The organism is Heliobacterium chlorum, from assembly GCF_014502795.1.
GTDB classification, from domain to species: domain Bacteria; phylum Bacillota; class Desulfitobacteriia; order Heliobacteriales; family Heliobacteriaceae; genus Heliobacterium; species Heliobacterium chlorum.
Genome location: NZ_JACVHF010000002.1, coordinates 60,842 through 81,817, shown reverse-complemented (window position 1 = coordinate 81,817; position 20,976 = coordinate 60,842). Strand labels below are relative to the sequence as shown.

Sequence of the window (20,976 nt, the reverse complement as noted above, 5' to 3'; positions counted from 1 at the left end):
TTATCCTTGAAATAACTAGGTAATTAAACCAAGCCATTACCGGTGTGGATTCTACTTTGTTTTAGCTTTTAACTGTGTAGTAACACCCTCTGCATTTTAGTGAACTCTTAGTCTATATCTAAGAAACCACCACGTAATTAATTTTCAAAGTAAACTCTTCCATTTTGGAGTCAAACTAGTTGTTCGATAAACGCCCCAAATAATCCTTTTTTTAAGAAAATACTTACTTCTCAAATTCAGGACTGTAAATTACCGTTCTATGTAAAAAACAGCTACATCCACCTAGTAATTACCATAAGTTCCTAAATTTTATTTTAATACTTGATGCCATGAGAATAATTATGTGCTAAATGTACTTTTATATAATTCCAAAGTATTCCTTTGGTAAAAACCTCTTTAACGGTTTTTATGGACAGGTGAAGCCGTATAAAAAAAGCAGCATCGCATACTGCCCTCCTCGATGCCGCTAACTTTTTTGGTATTGGGTAAGTAAAGGTAAATCACGTCTAACCCTTTGGAGCAATCCAATCTAGCGGTAGTCGCCAAATTGATCGGAATAGGACGTCTTTTTCATCCCAGAAGTTTAATGTGGGGCTCAAATTCCCTGCTCTTTCATACCCAAATTAAAGATACTTCCGCTGCACCTTTTCCCCGTTATAACTAAAGAGAATCTTCTTCCCGTCTATAATCGTCTCCAGGTTTACCGTCTTGCCCCAAAGGGTATAAAAGTGAGGCAGTGTTCTTTCCAAATAGGGAATATCTAGTTCTGCACTCTCAAAGGCGTGGCGGATCAACAGTTCCCCACTCCGGTTGTAATCACCATCATCTACATATAAAACCGGTATTCCTCCGTTGGTCATCCGATTGACCATCTCATCGCGCACCTTTTCCCAGTCCTTCTCGACGATCTGCCACTGGTTGCCTACCTTCTTATAGACGTATAAGTCCATCTCGTCGACCAATTCTTTGGTCAGGTAGTTCCGGAGGAAGGATTGATCCGTCTCAATCTCCCGGACTTCAAAGATTTTTTCGCGGTTCCAGCGCTTCTCTATATCCTCAAAAATCTTCAGTCCCAAGTAATAAGGATTGAGCGACGTCTTGGACGGCTGCACGACCTGGGCATGCATCTTAGCGAATTCCCAGGCATCTTCCTCCTTCATATCCATCTCACGTAAGATGCGCACATGCCAAAAACTTGCCCAGCCTTCTTATCTATTTTGGCAAGGATTCTCTTATCTTCTGCTCAATAATATGAGCCACCATTTCACGTTCTTCCTCGGTCAAACCCTCTGCGTCTCGAATTCCATCATCTGTAACCAATAGTACTCGCACATGTATTCCCTCCGTTGGAACGTATGTTCTAAATAAACTATGCCACAATGATTCTGGGCGGTCAATCCCAAGACAACAAATTTTTTACTTTAATTCTGCGCCTCCTCAAGTTATACTTGAGAATTAGAAAATAATATGTAAGAGGAAACCGTTGTGCGTGTGCGCGTTCGTGAGGCTCGGGAAGCGGCCGACATGACACAGGCGGAATTGGCCCGTTTGGTCGATGTTGGTCGCTCCCTTATTAACCAAATCGAAAGCGGCCAGTCGAAACCTTCATTATTAACCGCAATTAAAATAGCGGTAGTACTGAATAAGCCCGTAGAGGAGCTTTTTCAAATTGAGAATAACGACTGGAGATTACGGCGCACTTAGATTGTTTAATGACACTAAACATATTTCTTGCCTTATATCAAATTTCCTTTGTTGAAATTTGTCGAATTAGAACATATGTTCACGAAAAATGTAACCCCGGCCTTATGAGCCGGGGTTTTTTTATGCGAATTTCTCAGTTTCGCCCTGAATTAATTTTTCTGCCTCCTCGAAAGACCTACCATACTCTTTTAGGCACTCTTCCACCCTATAACCCATTTCTCTTTGCCCGTACCGCTTATCTGGAGGAGGCGCCATTCTGACCATCATTGTCGGTATCTGCTCCGTATCCTTGGGCGCTTTCATTGCCACTACTGCCCAGTGAACGTCTGGTGTCTTGTCGCAATCTTCTGGGGTCAACGGTCGTAGTTCTGACTTCAATTGCTGATAAACCGATGGCTTAGTTTTATATAAAACCAACTGTAACCCAGCTGCTTTCATCGTCTCCACAAAGGAACCGAAGTCTTCGAAGTTATGCCCTAGCCAAATAAGTCCACCACGGTATTTTCGTGATTCGCGAACCATTTGCCCCCAAATCGATGTTCCTCCACCTGTGGCCGATCCCAAAAATTTGTGCGGTTCATCTTGTATAAAGAAACACGGTGTCCGTTCTTCTTCCTTTATATTTCGTCGGCCCAGCAGTTCAAGAAACCACCTGCCGTTGATGGCCGTCATCAGCAAATCTAGCCCTTCTTCGCCGAGTACCTCTTTGTCTGCTCTAAAGATAACGAGGTATGGTCCCCGCTCATCACCATCCATCCACCGACGAAAAGACATCTCTTTTGCTTCTGGCTGCAACAAAATGTTTGCGATAAAATCATTCGCAAGCAGCATAGACAAACGATCCATAATCGGACGTAGTAAGTTATCTCGCGCATCTGGCTTCATTTTGTCCAAATCCTTCAAATCGGCCACTGCTTTCCAATGTCCGCCACGTTGAATCGTCGCTTTTCTTACCTTATCATCCGTTAGTGTCTTAATGACGTCAGAAATCCCAGCACCTTGATGGCTTAAGGTTAGCTTAGCTGCTGCCCCTAAGTATCGGTTCATCCTTGGTGACATTTCTTCTCCGTGGAGCTTTCCTAAAAAGCTAATCAGATAGTCTGTAAACCTGGCGGCTGCGATCTTTCCGTCGACCGTCCCGTCTTCAAACTTCATTGGCCCGAACATCGATAGAGCGATCGGCCAATCTACCCGGTTGAAATCTAGGTCAATTATATGATCTGGAGGAAACCCTTCCGGAACAGTATCACGGCACATGTCGCCGAATTCACCGTCAGCCGTCTCGGCTACAAAAACACTAAACCCTTGCCGGAGTGAATCAGCGCAGAAGCCAGCTCCGAATCCTTTGGACTTACCGCACCCTTGTTCACCCAGCACGAGACGTGGTTTGCACAGGGCGTCGTAGTCGTGCGTAGGCCAGCAGACGGTAATAATTGACCCTTTCCAAGTGATATCTCCAATAGGGATGCCCTTAGAGATAGTCGGTGGAGGATCCACTTCCGTTTTTTCCTGCTGGACTACCTCTGGAAATGCTTCCTGCGTGCTCTTCAATGGGAGGTTTACCAATTTGGCTAGCTCTGGAACGCTGAATATATCCCCTTCAAACTTCGCGTCCACCTCTCTACGATGAACCTTTCTTATAAACTTATCCGAAACACCTTCAACGCTGACATGCCATTCGTTATCTGCATTTAGGTCGTTCATCGCCGTGATGGCAGACTTAAGTAGTATCTCGCGCTTTTCCCAATCTTGAGACTCGACCACAAGGCGCGTTGTCACATCAAACCCTTTATACCTTGTTTTGTGCATCGTGCTTTCCGATAAGCCGCCATCCCTTAATAAAGACGCTCGACTTGGAACACCATCTTCGTTAGTAGATATGCCTTCTCCGGAGAGTGCCGCACAAAAACCAGATATGCTCTCCAGTCCTCCGTCCAATATTTCCCCTAGAGATACAAGTGCGTTATTAAGATTAAATCTCAACCGTTTTTTCAAAACATCTTTCTTGAATTGTTGGTAAGCTTCTGCGGCGCTGTCTCGCCAATCATCACTTTCCGGCATAATGACAACCTGTAGCATAGCCTTTTCGTTTTTTGATAGGTCTCTCGTTACCTCTATAAGTGAATCCAGATGCGCTCGTGTCTGTCGCTTATCTGTTTTCATGCTCATAAAATAGTGATGCTTTAGCCCAAGAGTGGCACCGGTGCTATTCTTCGAATCAAACACCGGTACATCAGATTGAACCACAGCCGCTCGTGGCCATGTAGCCGATATCTTCTGCTTAATCATCTCCGCCCACAGGTTAGGACAAGAGAGGAAATACTTGACCGTTCCGTGCTCAAGCACTGTTTCCCACACCGCGTACTCCTGGGGGCGGTAAGAAATACCGACAGGATACAGCTGAACCCTTGATAGGGGAGGTTTGTATAGTTCGTGAATGCTCAGCAGCAAGGTTTCTACATTCTCATTCGTCAACGTCCGATTCGGGATAATTTGAAATGTGATCCATGGCTCTTCTATGGCTTTCCACCAGGATCTTGTGTTCCAGCGTCCACATCGATCGCGTCTAGGCCACCGAAGATCGTACCGAAGAATATGGCCACGAAATACACGAGAGCCGCCTGCTGCCACTTCTCCACTGCCTGTTGCTTCTTGCCCAGTCCCCACTTCAGTACGCCCCACAGAAACAACGTCTTCCCCAACGGTTTCAAGATGGTCCGAAGCAGTCCCCAAATCAGATCGAACAACGTCCCCAACGCCTTCTCCATCTCCTTGAAGGCTTGCTCCTGCGGAACTGCTGCATGAGCTGGTGAAGCGTACAGTAAAAGAAGGGCTCCTGGGATAACGATTCTGGTTGCTACGCACACAAGGTTTTCGCATTGCTGACGTCGCACCTCCCGCTTCCATGTTCCTCTACGCCAAGCGTCCCAAGAAATCAAATAAACTCTACCCACGTCGCCCCTCCCTCCGCTGCCGGTACCAGACCGCACAGCCAAAAACAATAAGCCCCATTCCCGCCGTTTTTATAAGGTCGATCACGATATCCATGATGAACGACAACCAAAATCACCCCTTTCAGGGCATAAAAATAGCCCCCCGTGTGGAGGGCAGACTTTCCGCAACGCTCTGCTTCGCTAAGAGCGTATGCAGCCACCCCCTCGGTTTATGACGGATATGAATAATATCCTTTTGTTAGGGGCAAAAATGTTTGTAAAGGCAAAGATTGAAAGGAGCGTATTCATGTTTGAGCGCGATAGACTATATTTTCACCCCTTTGCTTACATCCTTGGAGGAGCCTTGCTTTACGGTTTTGGAGAATTGATGGAAGCAATAAATCGATAAAGAGAAGCCTCGGCTATATGGCCGGGGTTTTTGCTTTCCCTGAACTGTTTCCTGCCGTCAGCACCAGCCGAAACACTCCCTGAGTCTCCGCCTCACTCACTTCCACCGTCCACGCTGCCTGCTGCCAACCAGCTTTCCGGGCCTCCAACTCGTGGGCATCCACGAAGTCTTGTGCGCGGATCATAAAACCGCCTCCTCACAAATCACTCAACGCATCATCCAGCGCCCCATCCAAATCACCAAGGAATGTATCACACTGTGATACATCGCCGGCAACAATCTCCACCTGTCGGCTTGAGCTACCGATCCCGAAGAAATAAGCCCTGGCGGCTGCCCTCAGCAAGCGTGCCCGTTCCCCTTCATCTAACCGGGACCACTTCTCATCATTCCAAAACTTAATGAGGTCATCATCCTTACCAGGTCGAAGTCCGGCGATCAGGAAAGTTCGCTTTTCGCCCATTGCCGCTTTCCTATCTTCCACATGCCCCGAGCCACGGTCACCTGATCGCCCTTTTCCCACTCTGCCGGTATCCACTCTTTTAGCAGGTCAGCGCCGCCACCAAAGCAGAAAATCTTTTTCCATCCATACCGAAGCGACATCACCTCTTCAATGACCGCTTCTGCTAGCTGATACAAAGCACCGTCCGCCTTTATCCTCCCCTCCCGGATCTCACGATCCACCTCGCAAACAGTCAAGCCTCCCATAATTTTGGCGACCGCTTGCAAGGCCGTCTCGCTCCCCAAATGCACCGATCTTGATTTTCCCTGAATAGGTTTCATTCCGAATAAACCGAGTAAGCCTAACGTGCCGGTACCGATATCCACGCCGAGGATAGGCTGTCGTGCCACTTCCTCGTCTTTAATCTTCCCTTCTTCATCCAGCAGAAAATCCATCAGTCCTGCGTAGGGCTGTGGGACAATCTTCACCGATCGCACTTTTTCTTTATACCCAAGCAGCAGTGTTTCCAGCTTCCCTTTTTGCGCTCCATACATATCGACCGGCAGACCAGATACGACATAACACTCACCAGGCACCAAGTTAAGCGCAGCCTCAATCAATACTTGAGATGATGGGCTGTCGGCCAATTCTGACCGTCGAGAATGTCTTTTAATGAGGCTATTGTCGAGCGCATCTTCTCCGACGAGCCACTTCCCCTTAACAGTCATCATCTTTCTGTCTTCCAGAGAATACTGGGCCTCGCCTACAACGCTGGGGAAGCAATGTAGGTTACCGTCGGTCACTACCTTTGTATGGCCGTAACCACGGTCAATGGCGGCTATTCGTACCATCTGCACCCCTCCTGCTCTTGTATAACGGTGTGATACACGATAGATACATACTCTCGCTCTGCTTGTCCCTATTCCAATCAGGAAAAACTTTTTCCCAACTGGGTAAATGGGCAAATAAAAAGTCACCTTCGTTATTCTGAAGGCGACTCATCGTCGAATAATTCATTTACAGTTTTACTGAGAGCCTTGGATATGGCTAAAGCCAACCTTAAGGACGGGTCCCTTTCGCCAGTCACGATCCTCTGTATGGTCGACGGTGTCACATCAATCGCTCTGGCTAAATCCGAATAATTCCACTCCTTCTCTACCAGCGCATGCTCAATCGCTTTCCTCCTGGCTACCATCCCACCAAATCCATCGGAATAATTCCGCCCACATACACAGCGACCGTGTACAGCACAACCAACAATGCGAACCGCACCCTCATCACCTCTCCTGTATGTGGTTCTACGTCTATTTGGTAATTCCTTCCAATAAATATAGGTTTTTGAGCAAGGTAATCATATTACCCTGTTGATTTGAGAGGCTTGTGCGGCCTCTCAACGTGGCTCTCGCAGGCCGTTTGACAAGCTCGAAGAGATTACTAGGAGGAAAATAATTCATAACGTAGAAGTGGAAACGCAAAAACGAAAGCGGTGATTTTGTGCCAGACTTTACTGATCCAAAGGTTAGGTCATGGTTTTATACCACCAGTCCGAAGGTTAAATACCTCGGAGGACACCCGGAACTCGGAAAAGCAATGGAATTGGCAGTTATGGGTGATGGAGATAACATTCAACTATTTACTCACGATTTCAACATATCGATTCCCAAAAAGGATATTGTAAGCCTGACCTGCCAAACCATTAGAGGCAGGAGTGCGGGTAAAGCAGCGGCCGGGGCTCTCCTGGGTGGAATATTAACAGGTGGAATCGGCCTCATTGCAGGGGCTATCATAGGCGGGTCAGTGAACGTAGAGAACGTAATAGTTTTGACCATCAAGTGCGGCTTTGCGAGTGTTGACGTCCTATTTGATGGCGGACCAAATCAAAAAGATTATCAGGCGATGGTGAACGCTTTAAGATAGAAAAGCCCCCATCCTCACTCCAAGGATCGGGGCTTTGTCTCATTCCACCACATCAATAATCTCATTCAGCCTGACTTCCCGATCGACACCCATATCCACCACAAACAGCACTCCACCCGCAGCCGTTACCGGAATCGCCGACAGCCACTTCCCGTCTTGCAGCCGGATCCGAACCTCTCTACGGTTGCGCATGGCTGACGATAGGATATACTCCATCTCTTCCTTCTTTACTTCCGATGGCGCCGTCAACTGCTCGGCCAGTGAGGCATGACGGCCGGCGATAGTACCCTCGCGATGCTCCGGCAGGAAGAACGATGACCTCCAGAGCATGTTTTTCCGAAAGAACTCCGCTGCCCTCGGACTCATCTTTTGCGGTCCAGTGTGGTAGAAGCTCATCGGCGCTTCCTCCTCGATGAGGCTTCTTTGACCATGACAAGTTCACCGTTTTCCCAGGCGGTGATGCGGTATCGTTCGCCCTGGTGGATAACAAGATAGCCTTCCTTTAATCCGGACTGGGAAAGGTCCTGCCAGAGGTCCACTTGGATTTTAGACCAGGTTTCACCGTTGTCGAAGCTGACCTTCAGTGTGGTTGTAGTGATATCGATGGTGTCGACTTCTTGCGGATATGCTTGGCAGTAGTCTTCTTGGTATTCGAACATACGAACGCCTCCCTTTACGAACATTATAGCGCAAAGGAATATTTATTGGAACACCTGTTCCAAAGGAAAAACCCCGTTCCTCATTCAGTGGAACGGGGTTTTTCCTTCTGTTCAATTGTAACGCTGAATCCCATAATCTCTGCCGCTCGTTGAAAGTCCACCAAACGGATTGCCCCGTTGTTGACCGCTGAACGGAGAGTATTCTCCTTCTCCCCCATCTCACGGGCCAGTTCCGCCAAACCAGTTAAACCCGATGCAGCAATCATCATCCGTATCGTCGTCTTTATATCTGTCTCGCCAAGAACAATTTTGGTAGTCATAACCCTCACCACCTCATTCTTATCATAGCATAAATGTAAATGAATCGTCAAAAATATTTCACAAACCACTAAATATTCGTTGACTCAATCAATTAAGCGTGGTATTATTGTATCAGAAAGGAGGTGGCACTGTGGAGCTAAAGGAGATAATCGCGATAGCAAGTCTGGCCTACACAATCATTCGGGACATCATCAGCTATCGCAAATCAAAAGAGCGACGTCGCCCCGCCAGGCTTCGCCGCTCACCCAAACCGAGGCAGGGGGATTAACCCCCTCCTCTAGCTCCATAGTATCGGATGAAATCAAAAATTTCAATCACCAACATCTTCACAGCCCGCGGTGTTCTCGGTCTCTCCGTAGCTTTCTTGTACTCGCCAGCAGACATCTGGTGGAAGCAGGCTATCGTGGTAACGGCAGCCGGTTATCTACTGATTACCGCATTGATGGGTAAAAGAGACTAGGGGCCGCAAGGTACAGCCCGTGAAAGTCGGGCCGGGGAGCTATCCCCGCTACGCTTAAGGCCAAATCGAAAGGAGCGATCGAGATGTCATCCTCCTCCGCAATACTAGGTGCGTCGAGACGCCACGAGCAAAAGGATAATTGAGGCCTTGTTCATTGACCAGAACTCAGGAAGTGTCAAGATCAGCCAGTCGCAGTCGGTAGTATTTACGGTTGTACACATCCGGGAGATTAACGACTAACCATCAACGGCCCGCCGGGAGCCGATAATCCCCGTGAAAATGCCAGCAGGAAAGGATGGTGCCACTGATGTTCAAAGTGACGGTGCTCGGCAAAATCGGCAACAACAAAATCGTGCTCACGCAGTTCGGACCTCGGGATTACACCGTCACGAGTGAGCATCTTGGCACCATCGACTGGAACCGAAACTTCAAATCGAAAAAAGCTGTTAAGCAGTTTATCGGCGAGTTGAAAGACCTAGACAAGGAATAGGGGTGTAGCCATGCTTACCACCAAAGACCTATCTGAGCATGCTCAACAGATATTAAACAAAATACATGACGGTGAGAACATCGTTTTCATCGAAGAAACAGATTTAGCCTATTATGTATATATTCAAAGTGAGAGTTTCTTCAAAATAGTTCGGATTAGTAAAAGCAATGACGATTATACGCTTGATATGTTCACAGCATTGGAATCGCTAAATTTGTTAAGTTTGGCAACCTTAGAACGAATTACATCCAAGCAATAGCCGAAAACTTAGTTTAAAACGCAAAAAGCACCGCTCTCTCACAATGGAGAGATCGGTGCTTTGGTTAGGGCCACAGCGTCTTTTTTACAGTTTCACTAACGATATCCACTAAGATATCTTTAAATCCTTGGGCAACGACTGGACCTGCTTTAGCCATAAATTTTTTTAATCTAGTTGTAGCAACAGTTGTTTTCGGACTATCTTTAACAATATCATCTATGCTTCTACTTAATATGTCTCTTTCTTCTTTGCTAAGTCCGTTTATTTCTTCAGCCAATTCTTTAGCAGCTTCAATTCTTGACTTAGTCCATGGATAAGGTTCTCCGCATTCATGACAAAAGGAGCGGATTTCGTTAGTGCCAAGATCAGCAAACCCGGGGATGTTGTAATACCCTCGAATATCGGTGTTACATTTCTGGCATTTGTCAATCGTAGGTTCTCCGCATTTGCCGCAATACTTTTGATTATCCATTGGATACTCTTTTGATGAAGCATTAATTAAATGTCCATTCAAGCAAACCAATGCAGTATCATACCAAGGATCTCTATCTTGTCTCATCACATTCACCCCCTTTCGGTTTATTTCAACGCCTACTATACAGTTTGATTCTTTAATGGTTTTTCCTCCCAGAATATTATTTTTCTTTGGTGGTGAAAGTAAAAAAGCCCCGATCTCCTAGGCGGAGATCGGGGCTTTTTTATGTCGCGAATCTATTCGTTGCCTGTAGTTGTCGGAGGCCGAGGTGAATAGGACTGTATGTCTTGGTTTTGATCCTTCACTGGGGTTTCTTTCGGAATAGTCACATATGTTCCGGTACTCGGCGGAAGTTCTATGCTAGCATTTCTTTGATTGCCTTCGTTGGGTTTAATCAGGGCGATAAAGGCCGTGGTGCCTCCGATAAGTACAGCGGTAACTAAAGCATCGGCAAACTTGTTATTCATGTCCAATCCGCAAAACCACGCAATGGACAAAATGCCGATTGCAATCAGAACAAGGCTAAATACCAGGAACGCCATTGGGCCGACTCTGTTGACGAAATCCCTCATCCGCTTTCCCTCCTTTATTCCACAAATACTGTTTTATTGGCATCGTCCCACCGGACGTTAGCACCAAGTGCTGTCGCCAACTCCCGAATGGCACCAAAAGACTTTCCATTTGAGAGGACACCGGGAACTTCCTTTCCCTTAACGACTACACGAACAGGACCGTTGTAGTTTTGAACAACGACGGTCCTGCTGGCCTCGTCCCAGGTCACCGAACCGCCCATCATCTCTACGATCTGGCGCACAGGTGCAAAAGACTGATCTCGATAGATGTGGCCATCGATAGGATAGCCGTTCACAACGATCTTGACTGCGTCCATTTGTTCTTCTCCTTCCCATTGTCCGACCAGCATCGCATTCAGCCGGTCAAAATCAAAATTACTACCAGGACAATCGGTCTGCATCCAATCCCTGTGACCACTCACCGGGATATCTCCATAGGTGCCTCGGATGTACTGCACAAGCTCCGCCAGCGCCTGGTATTGCTCATCGGTAGGTTCAAACTTCTCGAAGTTCCCCGACAAGCACACTCCAATCGTCTTTCCGTTCGCTGTCGGTCCGGCATGGGATCCGATAGTGTCGATGGGCCGACCGGTTTCAATCATGCCGTCCATCCGAATGACGTAGTTGTATCCGATGCCCTTCCAGTACACTTTTTGGCCATTAATTACGTCATACCGGGCTAAGTGCCACTGGTGGATCGTCGCCGCTCCAGCGTCAAAATCGGTATCTGAGTGATGGATGACGATGCCGACAGTGGATGAGCGCTTGACCGGTTGACCATTGAAGTTATGTTGGATTTCAACGATGTTCATGCGGATTGCTTCTCCTCCTTTAAGTCTTCAGATTCTCCCCTAGCCTTCAGCAAGGCCACAGCCTTTTTGAGCTTACCAGGTACCGGAATTCCAATTCGGCCAGCATTCTCGATGATGGACAGCGCCTCGTTGCCGGCGTAGAACAAAATAACGGCATCCTGGATAAACGACCCGTCGCCCATCAGGATATCGGCCAAATGACCCACAACGACGAGCATAAAAATAGCCACCTTCTTGGCGGCACCTTTATACCCTATCTCGCTCGATAGTTTCCCTTCCACGGCACCGGCGATCATGCCAGTGAGATAATCAATGATGACCAACGCTGCCAGTACCGTCAATAGTTCCTTCCACCCCCCTATTAAATAGCTCAATGATGCCCCGACAAGTGCTAGACCTGCCTTGATTGTGGTGACTTCATAACGGTCGATGACGTTCACCTCCCTTCTTGCAATAAAAATAACCACTCACGAATGAGAGGTTATTTACCATTTGTGTGGTTATAATTTACAATGAAAGAAAAACCGGAAAGGATGACCAAGTATGAAAAAGTTTCTTGCTGGCATTATTGTAGGTGCTGTGCTCGCCACCAGTACGGTTGCCATAGCGAATAACCCGGTGAAGCTCGTCGTGAACGGTCAGGATATTACGAGTGCGGCAGAGCCCATCCTGCATAATGATAAGACGTATGTGCCTGCTCGTCCCCTCGCTGAAGCTCTCGGGGCGAATGTGAAGTGGGATCGTGCTACGAATACGGTTACGGTTACGAGCGAGACGACGACTGCATCCCCTGTAAGTGGTATAATGGAGAAAAAAGGGGATGAAGCAGTAGTGACAGGAGATTGGGTAAAAACGACCCAGATCGCAGAAAAGTACGGCTTGCGTCTTTCTCCCGTGAAGAGTGGCTTCGGCGTTGGACTGTATCAAGGAGAAAAGCTAGTTGAATTTGAAGTGCCAAAAACTGATGGCATTTACAATGTGAATGACGTTGCCGTCAAGGTTGAAGGCGGGCGTATTTTCTTTCAAGAATCAGAGCTAAAAACGAAAGGATTTATTCCGCAGGCGGTGGACTAACAGAACGTTTGACTTCAAGGAAAGCCGTGGCATCGATTCTGCCCAATCTATCGGACCATATTTCGACGCTGTTCCAAATACCAATAGTTAAAAACTGAAGAATGTCTAACCCAGTTTGATCGGCATGGAACGGGCCTCCTAATTGCGAGGTACGATCGATGCCATTTATTTTTATCGTTACACTGGTTGGTTTTGTGGATTTGTAGATGCCAAAAACTAACTCATGAGTGTGCGGTGGGATATTGATCTGGTGACTGTGCTCTGGTATCTCAATGTTGTGATAATGAACCGGCATGTCGTGACTATGAGTCATATCGTGATCGTGACTGGGGTCACCACCGTTGCCGGTATCACCATAGTATGTTTTAGTGCCAAATAATGGTGATATTGTCCCATAGTCCACATGTTCATCACTTGTTGTTGTAGCTACCCCACCACCATCCTCGGATGAAGTAACAATACCACCACTAGATTTTGCTCCCTTTTCATAGGCCCGAAACTCCAACAAGCGAAATCTTAAAAGAGCCTTGTGAATCCTCACTGTCTCTGGCGGCACATACAGATTTACCGTCAACGGATCGTCCTCATCCACGTTGTCGCATCGGCCCTCCTGCCACGCATCCAACGTGCCTTCAGCATCGATGCAAGATACACCTTGTGAGTAGACCGGGTTGCGGTTACTATTCACCAGGCCGTCCAAAGACAATGTGGTCACACCGCTGGGTGTCTGCACATTGCTGGTGAATGTGGCCGACAAAGCGATTTTAGCTTCCACTTTATCCAGCGGATCGCCCATTTCTAGTTCGCAGTTCCAAGGCTGAAATAGGTTCCACTTGTGACGGATGATTCTGCAGGTGTCCTGTACTCCTAGCCCTTCATCAATCAGATCGGCCATTTGGTACAGTGCAAATTCTTCGTGCTCATAACCCGGCAGCGTCCGCAGATCAACTACGCCCGCCTGCAGCTTCCGACCATTGGACTTGCCCGTCTGAAAGTGGCGTCTGGGCTTGCATACCTTGGAGAGTTGCTTTTCCGCCGCCGATTTCAATTCTGCCGGGTCATAAATGGTCGTGTTGACATAGACATCAGCGTAAATGTTCTGGGTGTAGGTAAGGTTCTCAACGTACAACTTGCCACCATTCACCGAGGCAATATTAAGATCGTCATAGCCAAAGGGATACAACCTGGTTACGATATCCGCCGATTCCGTGACCTTTAGGCCGATGAGGTTTTTCCGATACCGGACCTGAAAATTACATCTGTCTGACTGCTGGTTATACCCAGGCTTCCATGTATCTTCGCTTCTTAGGCTGACCGTCTTCTGAATCGAATCAAAGACAACAATACCGCCCCATTTCTTCTGGATTTCCCAGACGTTTTGGAGGCGATTTTTCTTTTCCGTCTCAAGGTCATGCGTTCCAGTAACGTCAACGGTTCCGACCGTCCACGTACTCCCTTGCATGACATAACGCAGGGCGGATTCAGCGCTGCCAGCCGTGCAACCAGCGAACGGTGTGCCTCCGGAGAGGATTTGCACGGTTCCCCAATGCGGAGTCGAGTTGTGCGGGTCGTTACTGATTCCGTTGCTGTCGGTACCTGGGAATTCTTTGTTCAGTAGAAGCCATGATTCATGCGCCGTCACTTTTCCGATGAGCTTTTTCCCATCCCTGGAAAGCTCGATATTGTCCGGCTTCAACAGGATGTACTCTCTGCCGGCGGCATAGATGCGGCATTCGCTCGTGAAATACTGCCACTTTTCATTATCCAGTGGCAGGGTAATCTCCAGCACAGAAGGTCCGTTCATCTCCATGTCCGGCCAGCATTCAAGGCCAGGATCAGAGGCAGGCGAAAGGCGGGCCTTGCGCTGGCCCGCCTCAAAAACTTCTATGTAATTCAACTTGTTTCACCTGCCTGCAGGGTTAATTGGACTCCAAGAGGTCGGGGCGACGAGTAATGACTTCTTGATAAACCAGGGCTTTGTCTTCCGGGGATAGCTTGGTGTAGCTGTTAATCACAGCATCCAGGTTCTCTCCACGGTCGCAGCGGTAAATTACTGCTTTGACAACTGCTTCAAATTGAATTGGTGTTAGCATCCTTACTCACCTCCTTTACATAAACATCATGTCAACTAGCATGACGTTAAGTTCGTTAATCATGGTATCTTGTGCGGCCAGTTTTGCTTCTTGGTTCGCTAGTTGCTGCTGTTGGGCTTCGACTTTGGCTTTCAGCTTGTCTACTTCAGATAGTTCCGGTTGGGACGGTTCCGCTTGTTGCGATACATCCTCGAATTGACCGTTGACGTACCGTTTTCCTAGAAGGGTTATGTCATAGGTATCAATTGACAGAAGGTTATCGGCTGCGACCTCACCAGTGAGTCGAGAAATGCCAATAACAATGCAGTCTGCATCGAGTTGGAGATAGATTTTACTCAAACTCAACCACCTCCCACCCTACTAAAGTGGGGTTAGGACTAGAAGCAACCCTTGTAGCCGTAACAGTGGTTGAGTTTGTTAATGCTACTCTTGCCAGGGCGATAGATACGTCCGAGTTACCGGAAGTTGTACCTAAGAAGTGAATAACGCTTTTTGTGATGTCTACTGCGGCAATCGTCGCTGTTGCAGTTGTATACCCAGAGCCAATCGAAATAACTCCACTTTGAACACTTTTAATCCCCTTGCCCACCTTTAGCCACGTCCCCCCTCCATCGATGCTTAACTCGGGATATCCATTGGTATATCTCCATTTAATCCCGTTGACGCTTCCCGCATCGCCTGTAATGGACGCAGGAAGCTTTGCGTTACTGTCGAGCCGAAGCACTTTGTTGGCTTGTGCTGAGGTTACAACGTCCGATGAATTCAGCTTTAACCCTAACTGTGTGGCCATCGTTGTGGCGAAGTTAGGATCGTTGCCCAGTGCGGCGGCTAACTCTTGCAATGTATCAAGGGTGGATGGTGATGAGTTGACCAGCGCTGCGATCAGTGCTTGTACTTGTTGCAATGGCGTTGCGTGGAGAGGTTGTGTAGCAACTCCTGAAAGAGTAATGTGGCCCGTCATCTCTCCACCGGTTACAGGTAAAGCCCCAATGTCCGCAGGTGTTAGTTCGTCTGTTCCACCTGTAGCATGAGTGCTCGCGTGAGGACCAGGAGTAGCATCACCCGTCGCAGTAATCGTGATGGTTTTGGTCTGCTGATTTACCGAGATGGTGATACCGGTTCCGCCCTGCACATTAATATTGCCGCCAGGATTCAGCAGTCCAGCGACAGATAGAATAGCCCCCACTTGTTCAGCAGTGACTTCGTGGGGGTTATCCTTTTGATCGACGTGAGTATTCCACTTATTCCTATCCAGCTCCCCGACGTGCTTGGCATTATCGTCAATATGATTTTCTGTTTCATGGAAGTTATCGTTCATCGCCGGATAAGCCTCGCGAAGCTTCATTTCCCCGGTTAAATACTGCATAACACACCACCTTTTATAGGAACTTTCCGGCAAAATAAAAGACAATGGAGCAGTTTAGCCCATTGCCGTCCACGGTTATTGCGTTCTCCCCCGGTTCGAGTGCAAGAAAATCACCATCGATTAGGTTAATGGCATTTTGACCATCCTTTGTAGCGGTCATTTTTTGACAGTCAATCTCAAGATTGCCCTCTCCTCTACAGATCAGCGTTTTCATATTGGTAGATAAGCGTAACTCTGTAAATGTACCGCCAATACGAATTATTGGATTTATTGGATACGTGCCTGGGTTGACGATCGTTCTAGACATTGGTCCAGTAATCGGATCGACTGAGAATTTGTACTCATCGCCATCCAGGCGAATATCACTGTTCAGAAGAACGTCGCTTTCGAGGATAACGTCGTAAGACATGATGGCAAACGGATCGAAGGCGACGAACGTAAGGGGTAATTCCATATACGGGTTCAGTAGATACTCGGCATCAATGGTGCCAAGTATTCGTGCCTTATACTGCTTTTCGGGCTCATCGTCTAAAACGAGTGTCCGCTGGCCTTTCTTGGGGTTAATCCATGCCGCGATGCGCCGGGAGAGTAATCGAATGTTCTGCCTGGATTCCTCCTTATAGCACAGCCTAACCGTAATCGGACGCTTATCAAAGTCACATCCGAAGTCATACGCTCCATCCATACCCGGGACTTGCACTTCATAGTCCCGGGTTGGAGGCAAGATGGGATCTTGGATAGCTTGAACATTGAGACCTAGTTCGTCTGAATGGATGCCGTCAAACCGAAACCCGATAGTAATCACCCCCCAACGGACTGCAGCAGCGAAACAGCTTGACGATTCAGCATATGCATATCTCCGCCATCCACGTTTTCAATGTTCATGAGATTGCCAATGGAAATGCCCATTTTCCGCTCAATGGCCGCCACGATACGATCTGTAGCTTCGCCCATCGCCGCTGCAATGTCGCTATCCTTTGATTGTTTCGCTTGAAGCATAGTCTGTTCAGGGATTAGCCACTCACCAAGCTTGGCGATCATGGGCATCTCATCTGGACGGATCCCTGGCGCCATTCCCGAGGCAAACTGACCCCCAATATGCCACCGTTGGGCCTTATACCATGAGTAGGCTTGGTCATAGTTCATGCTGCTTATCGTGCTGGCCAAGTCACTCGGCAGCTTGGCGTAATACTTTTGCGCCTCGCTGGCAGCAGAGGCCATGCCTGTACTGTTGCCCGATTGGCTCGCTTTTTGCCACTCTCCCTTGAGGTAGACAATCTCATTGATAGCCGTTCGGTAAGAGGAAAGTGGGTTCGACGACGATGATTTGCCACCGGAGGATGAAGGACTGCTTCCACCCATGGTAGGCATACTCGGCAACTCAAGGATACCGGAGTTGATTCCCGCCTGCAGCGCCTGCATCCAGGCTAACCCGGTTTGATACCATCCTTCGTTTGCCGTGGCCGCTTGTGCCAACAGGGTAAGGTTTTTGTCCGAGATGAGCTTTTCCGTCTCTTGATAATACTGCTGGTTGGCCTGCTTCTTGGCTTCAAGGTTATTTCTGAGTCGTTCCTCTTCCTGCCGATAGAAGTCATCGTTCTCCTGAGCCTTTTCATCGTTCGACCGCTTGAGATCGTCAATCTCGTCCTCGATCGCCTTCACCCTGGCATCTGCCGACTTTTTGAGACTGTCTACCTGCTGCTGATACGCGTCTTTCTGGTCATCCCGGCGCCACTTATCCTGTGTCTGCTGCCAGTTATATTCTTCGTCGGCCATTTGCTTCTGCAGGTCAATCACAGCAAGACGGTGCTCTTCGCCCGTCCGCATCTGCTCTTGTCGGAGTTTTTCGGCGAGCTCGGCTAACTTATCATTGTGCTGCTTGGTGAACGCTTCCCGATCGTCCTGCGTCTGCTCATCGTCCAGGGCATCCATCAGACGTTGGATAGCCTCGATTTGAGCGTCTACCGACTCATTGACAGCTTCCTTCTCATCCTCAAGAGCCTGAATTCTGTCCTCCGAAGCTTTTTTCTCGGCCTCCGTTTTCTGTTTGAGCGACTCAAGATATTTGCGGTTAGCCTGTTCCTCGGCATCGATGGCTTTAGAGTCGGCTTCTTTACGCTGGTTTAAGGCCTCCCGTACAGCTTCGGCCTGCTCGGAATAGAGCTTTTTAAACATGGACAGCTTGTCTTCTTCGATCCGGCGGATCATCTCAGCGGACCACTGATGAGCATCGACGATCTCATCCAGCAGGCGAATCTGCTCTTCGGAAGACATTCGCCCCATCTTGATCTCATGCTCTGCCAACTCTTTGGCCCGTTGATAAGCGTCCTCATTCATCCGTTGATCAGCTTCATCGATAGCAAGCTTCTGCGCTTCTACCTGCCACCACTGCTGACCTAAGCTTGCGACGCTGGCCCTCAGCGAGTCAATCTCCTGCCGGTACTGCTTAGCTGCATCCTTATCCGTTGCGCTTGCCTCAGCCTTCCGCAACTCAAGGATAGCCTTCCGTTCGGCATCAGCCTGCAGGCTCATGGCTTGCTGTTGTAAGACAAGTTGCTCAGCTTTTTGGCGCCGAACGTCTACTAGTTGCGCCTTCTGCTGTTCCGTCGCTACGCCGGCCTGGGCGAGCTGCTGGAGGAATTGCTCTTTGGCCGTTAGGATATTGAGGTTATCGGTAATCTGTTTTGTGGCTTGTTCGTATGGGCGAAGATTTTCAGTGATGCTTTGGACGGCATCCTTGGCCGCGCTTCCTCCGCTTTTCGCCTTATCGGGTACGGACCACGAACGACCTCCGCCACCCGAAGCAGCTCCGCCGCCAGAAGGTGTGCTTGCGCTTTTGTTCCAGTCCGGATTCGTCAGTCTCTCTAGGTCAGCCTGAGCATTGGCAAAATCCGAGTACATCGTTGCCAGTTTTGTTTTGGCGGCATTGAAGTCTTGAGCCCATTGCCCTTCTACCTTATGCAGGCCTTCGGAAACCATGTTCTGATCAGCTTGATAACCTCCAAGAAGGTCGGGGTTACGCATGGCCTCTTCATTGAGCACGCCTTCAGCTCTGCCGAGGTAAGCCTCTTTGGTCATATCCTTGTTCACAAATTGGGCGTAGTCTTCAAAGGCTTTTCTCTTGGCAGCGACGACCGCCATTTGATTGGCCTGGGCGTTCCGGATAGCCGCTGCCGTGTTCTCGTTCAACCTTGCAGTGTCAACAGAAATAGCATTGCCGTGAGCATCCCATTGACTGATCGCACTTGGCATCTGTTGAGCAATTTGCTGGATAACCGATTTTAGGCGTTCCTTAGCCTGTTTGTTTTCCTCCGTAGATAGAGTTCCGGATTCGATTTTCTGCGTGAGTGTCTCGTACTCGCGCCGAAGGTTTTGTGAGGCAGAAGCCGTCTCCATCGCCGCCTGGTTGGATTGCTCCTGCGCTCCCTTGTAGGCGAGAAAACCAGTCGTGCCGATGCCGACCACGGCCGTCAGTGCCGTAATCCAGCCGACGGGACCAGAGAAAAACGCTGATACACCGGCCATGGTGATTCCTAATGCCCGAAGTGTAGCTGTCAAGATGGTCACTGCCGCGACTAAGCCAGCGCCGCCGATCAGTGTTTCTACGAGCTTCCTCGAACCATCATCCAGCGAGTTAAAGCCGTTTAGAATGCTCCCGAGTACGCCTAAAACCTGACCGGCACCGCCTCCAAAACCTTCAAAAAGCAGGATTTTTGTGCGCTCTAAACTAGCATTGAACCGCTTAACGGCTCCATCATAGGTGTCGGCCATCGCCGTGGCCATTTTCTTGGTGGCGCCATCGGCATTGCCAATATCGTTCGTAAAGTCTCGTAGGTAAGCGCTACCCTTATTCAGTGATGTAGCCATGGCTCGAATGCCGTCAGAGCCGAAGATCGTTGTCAATGCTAGCTGTCTAGATTTCTCATCCATGCCGGCCGTGGTGCGTTCAAACTCTGCAACGATGTCCGACCACTGCTTCATCCGGTTCTGCTGGTCATAAATCTGTATGCCTAAACTTTCGATAGCTCGTTTGGCCTCGTCGGATGGATTGATCAGAGCCAGCAGAGCTGACTTGATCGAAGTACCGGCATCCTGAGCCTGCTGTCCAGAGTCTCTTAACACGGATCCGGCGGCTAAGATTTCCCGGAAGTTTTGGTTCGCAAGCTTGCCGACAGAGCCCACGGAAGACATAATCCAGACAAAATCCTTGCCGGAGAGAGCACCACGATTCATCGATTCCGTGAAGGCATCGGTGATTTGACCGGTATCCGTCAAAGCGATGTTGTAGGCTTTGGCCGTGGACACAACGGCTGTAGCGGCATCTTCCATATCCAGCATAGCCGCTGTGCTAAAGTCCAGGATAGTAGGCGTTGACGCCACGATCTCGTTTGTCGTGGCCCCGGCTTGCCCTAACTCTCGGTAAGTCTTCGCTAACTCAGTAGGCGACTTTGTATCCAGCAGTCCGCTCTTGGAGAGCATGGACTGATCGCGCAGTGTAGAGGAAAAGTCACCTGTGACAGCCTGAGCCTGTCTGATGGTGAGTTGGTATTCTCGCCCTGTGTCTAGCGTCTGCTGAAGAAGGTTTTGAAAGGTATACAGGGCGCCAGAACCACCGACAGCGGCTAGGAAGCCATTGACGCCGACCGTCATGCCGCCAAGAATAGACGTCAGTCCACCGCCTGACTTCGCCACATCGGATATGCCTCGTTCGATCGACTGCATGGCGCTTTGAGTCGCTTTTCCCGACACTCCCTGTGCCGCAAGTGAGGCGCTGACTTTTTTGGACTGCTCATCGACCGCTTTCTGCGCTGAGGCTAGGCGTTCAGAGGCTTGCTGGAGCCTCTGCATGGATTCTGCGCTTCCCTTTCCTTCTTTGGCACTGGCGGCTAAGGCTCGGGCAAACTGATCCTCTGCGGACTTGGCTTCCCGTTTCACTTTCAACAGTTCGGAGATGGACTTATTTAATGAATCAGCGGCTGTTTGGGATTGCTTT

The 20,976-nt window shown here is 48.8% G+C and carries 26 protein-coding genes and 1 pseudogene; 6 read left to right on the top strand and 21 right to left on the bottom strand.

Features of this window, described 5'->3' with window-relative positions; translation table 11 throughout:
• Window positions 1–623 precede the first annotated feature (623 nt).
• Window positions 624–860: a hypothetical protein gene (locus tag H1S01_RS22745; RefSeq protein ID WP_480035571.1), complete on the bottom strand. Its 237-nt coding sequence runs from the start codon at window positions 858–860 to the stop codon at window positions 624–626.
• Window positions 858–1,196, bottom strand: a pseudogene (locus H1S01_RS22740) (SpoVR family protein); the annotation flags it as partial. The pseudogene H1S01_RS22740 and the gene H1S01_RS22745, both read right to left, overlap by 3 nt.
• Window positions 1,197–1,485: 289 nt before the next feature.
• Between H1S01_RS22740 and H1S01_RS03485 the strand changes: the two are divergent.
• Window positions 1,486–1,704 (top strand): helix-turn-helix domain-containing protein, encoded by a 219-nt coding sequence (locus tag H1S01_RS03485; protein WP_207732170.1) that lies wholly within the window; start codon window positions 1,486–1,488, stop codon window positions 1,702–1,704.
• Window positions 1,705–1,824: 120 nt separating this feature from the next.
• Here H1S01_RS03485 and H1S01_RS03480 read toward each other — a convergent pair whose 3' ends face one another.
• The 6 genes from H1S01_RS03480 to H1S01_RS22480 form a co-directional block, all read right to left on the bottom strand.
• A complete protein-coding gene (locus tag H1S01_RS03480) occupies window positions 1,825–4,062 on the bottom strand; it encodes an ATP-binding protein (protein ID WP_188038728.1) in 2,238 nt (745 codons plus the stop codon).
• Between the two features lie 158 nt (window positions 4,063–4,220).
• A complete protein-coding gene (locus tag H1S01_RS03475) occupies window positions 4,221–4,658 on the bottom strand; it encodes a hypothetical protein (protein ID WP_188038727.1) in 438 nt (145 codons plus the stop codon).
• Between the two features lie 401 nt (window positions 4,659–5,059).
• The gene (locus tag H1S01_RS03470; RefSeq protein WP_188038726.1) at window positions 5,060–5,230 is read right to left on the bottom strand and encodes a hypothetical protein; all 171 of its coding nucleotides are present in this window, start codon (window positions 5,228–5,230) and stop codon (window positions 5,060–5,062) included.
• A gap of 12 nt (window positions 5,231–5,242) precedes the next feature.
• Window positions 5,243–5,506, bottom strand: coding sequence for a hypothetical protein (locus tag H1S01_RS03465; RefSeq protein ID WP_188038725.1), 264 nt, complete (start codon window positions 5,504–5,506; stop codon window positions 5,243–5,245).
• On the bottom strand, window positions 5,482–6,336 hold the full coding sequence (locus H1S01_RS03460; RefSeq protein ID WP_188038724.1) for a ParM/StbA family protein: 855 nt from the start codon (window positions 6,334–6,336) through the stop codon (window positions 5,482–5,484). Before H1S01_RS03460 ends, H1S01_RS03465 begins: the two co-directional genes overlap by 25 nt.
• A 131-nt stretch (window positions 6,337–6,467) precedes the next feature.
• Window positions 6,468–6,680 carry a helix-turn-helix transcriptional regulator gene (locus H1S01_RS22480; protein ID WP_188038723.1) on the bottom strand — a complete coding sequence of 71 codons (213 nt, stop codon included), beginning with the start codon at window positions 6,678–6,680 and terminating at the stop codon, window positions 6,468–6,470.
• A gap of 299 nt (window positions 6,681–6,979) precedes the next feature.
• Here H1S01_RS22480 and H1S01_RS03450 point away from each other — a divergent pair, with 299 nt between their 5' ends.
• The gene (locus tag H1S01_RS03450; RefSeq protein ID WP_188038953.1) at window positions 6,980–7,402 is read left to right on the top strand and encodes a hypothetical protein; all 423 of its coding nucleotides are present in this window, start codon (window positions 6,980–6,982) and stop codon (window positions 7,400–7,402) included.
• A 39-nt stretch (window positions 7,403–7,441) separates the two neighbouring features.
• Here H1S01_RS03450 and H1S01_RS03445 read toward each other — a convergent pair whose 3' ends face one another.
• The 3 genes from H1S01_RS03445 to H1S01_RS03435 form a co-directional block, all read right to left on the bottom strand.
• A complete protein-coding gene (locus H1S01_RS03445; protein WP_188038722.1) occupies window positions 7,442–7,798 on the bottom strand; it encodes a YolD-like family protein in 357 nt (118 codons plus the stop codon).
• Window positions 7,795–8,061, bottom strand: a complete 267-nt coding sequence (locus H1S01_RS03440) for a hypothetical protein (RefSeq protein WP_188038721.1) — start codon at window positions 8,059–8,061, stop codon at window positions 7,795–7,797. Before H1S01_RS03440 ends, H1S01_RS03445 begins: the two co-directional genes overlap by 4 nt.
• Before the next feature lie 80 nt (window positions 8,062–8,141).
• A complete protein-coding gene (locus tag H1S01_RS03435; protein WP_188038720.1) occupies window positions 8,142–8,381 on the bottom strand; it encodes a hypothetical protein in 240 nt (79 codons plus the stop codon).
• Window positions 8,382–8,677: 296 nt separating this feature from the next.
• Here H1S01_RS03435 and H1S01_RS03430 point away from each other — a divergent pair, with 296 nt between their 5' ends.
• The 3 genes from H1S01_RS03430 to H1S01_RS03420 all read left to right on the top strand — a co-directional run bounded on the left by H1S01_RS03430 (window position 8,678) and on the right by H1S01_RS03420 (window position 9,591).
• On the top strand, window positions 8,678–8,842 hold the full coding sequence (locus H1S01_RS03430) for a hypothetical protein (RefSeq protein ID WP_188038719.1): 165 nt from the start codon (window positions 8,678–8,680) through the stop codon (window positions 8,840–8,842).
• A gap of 307 nt (window positions 8,843–9,149) precedes the next feature.
• Window positions 9,150–9,332 carry a hypothetical protein gene (locus tag H1S01_RS03425; RefSeq protein WP_188038718.1) on the top strand — a complete coding sequence of 61 codons (183 nt, stop codon included), beginning with the start codon at window positions 9,150–9,152 and terminating at the stop codon, window positions 9,330–9,332.
• A gap of 10 nt (window positions 9,333–9,342) precedes the next feature.
• Window positions 9,343–9,591, top strand: coding sequence for a hypothetical protein (locus H1S01_RS03420; RefSeq protein WP_188038717.1), 249 nt, complete (start codon window positions 9,343–9,345; stop codon window positions 9,589–9,591).
• Between the two features lie 64 nt (window positions 9,592–9,655).
• Here the strand turns inward: H1S01_RS03420 and H1S01_RS03415 are convergent, their stop codons facing one another.
• The 4 genes from H1S01_RS03415 to H1S01_RS03400 form a co-directional block, all read right to left on the bottom strand.
• Window positions 9,656–10,150: a DUF2321 domain-containing protein gene (locus tag H1S01_RS03415; RefSeq protein ID WP_188038716.1), complete on the bottom strand. Its 495-nt coding sequence runs from the start codon at window positions 10,148–10,150 to the stop codon at window positions 9,656–9,658.
• Between the two features lie 152 nt (window positions 10,151–10,302).
• On the bottom strand, window positions 10,303–10,638 hold the full coding sequence (locus tag H1S01_RS03410; protein WP_188038715.1) for a hypothetical protein: 336 nt from the start codon (window positions 10,636–10,638) through the stop codon (window positions 10,303–10,305).
• Window positions 10,639–10,652: 14 nt separating this feature from the next.
• Window positions 10,653–11,450, bottom strand: a complete 798-nt coding sequence (locus tag H1S01_RS03405) for an N-acetylmuramoyl-L-alanine amidase (protein WP_188038714.1) — start codon at window positions 11,448–11,450, stop codon at window positions 10,653–10,655.
• Window positions 11,447–11,890: a phage holin family protein gene (locus H1S01_RS03400; protein ID WP_341479022.1), complete on the bottom strand. Its 444-nt coding sequence runs from the start codon at window positions 11,888–11,890 to the stop codon at window positions 11,447–11,449. The genes H1S01_RS03405 and H1S01_RS03400 overlap by 4 nt, the downstream gene beginning before the upstream one ends.
• A gap of 103 nt (window positions 11,891–11,993) precedes the next feature.
• On the opposite strand from H1S01_RS03400, the gene H1S01_RS03395 reads away from it, so the two are divergent.
• On the top strand, window positions 11,994–12,524 hold the full coding sequence (locus H1S01_RS03395) for a stalk domain-containing protein (RefSeq protein WP_188038713.1): 531 nt from the start codon (window positions 11,994–11,996) through the stop codon (window positions 12,522–12,524).
• Here H1S01_RS03395 and H1S01_RS03390 read toward each other — a convergent pair.
• From H1S01_RS03390 to H1S01_RS03365, 6 genes are read right to left on the bottom strand one after another with little or no spacing between them, the layout of a single operon-like run.
• Window positions 12,502–14,421, bottom strand: coding sequence for a phage tail protein (locus H1S01_RS03390; RefSeq protein ID WP_188038712.1), 1,920 nt, complete (start codon window positions 14,419–14,421; stop codon window positions 12,502–12,504). The genes H1S01_RS03395 and H1S01_RS03390 overlap by 23 nt on opposite strands.
• A 22-nt stretch (window positions 14,422–14,443) precedes the next feature.
• Window positions 14,444–14,617, bottom strand: coding sequence for a hypothetical protein (locus H1S01_RS03385; RefSeq protein WP_188038711.1), 174 nt, complete (start codon window positions 14,615–14,617; stop codon window positions 14,444–14,446).
• A gap of 15 nt (window positions 14,618–14,632) precedes the next feature.
• Entirely contained in the window at window positions 14,633–14,956 is a 324-nt protein-coding gene (locus H1S01_RS03380) for a hypothetical protein (protein ID WP_188038710.1), read from the bottom strand.
• Window positions 14,949–15,983 (bottom strand): hypothetical protein, encoded by a 1,035-nt coding sequence (locus H1S01_RS03375; RefSeq protein ID WP_188038952.1) that lies wholly within the window; start codon window positions 15,981–15,983, stop codon window positions 14,949–14,951. The genes H1S01_RS03380 and H1S01_RS03375 overlap by 8 nt, the downstream gene beginning before the upstream one ends.
• Before the next feature lie 13 nt (window positions 15,984–15,996).
• Complete coding sequence (locus H1S01_RS03370; protein WP_188038709.1) at window positions 15,997–16,788, bottom strand: distal tail protein Dit; 792 nt, start codon at window positions 16,786–16,788, stop codon at window positions 15,997–15,999.
• Entirely contained in the window at window positions 16,785–20,918 is a 4,134-nt protein-coding gene (locus tag H1S01_RS03365; protein WP_341479034.1) for a phage tail tape measure protein, read from the bottom strand. The genes H1S01_RS03370 and H1S01_RS03365 overlap by 4 nt, the downstream gene beginning before the upstream one ends.
• Between the last annotated feature and the right edge of the window lie 58 nt (window positions 20,919–20,976).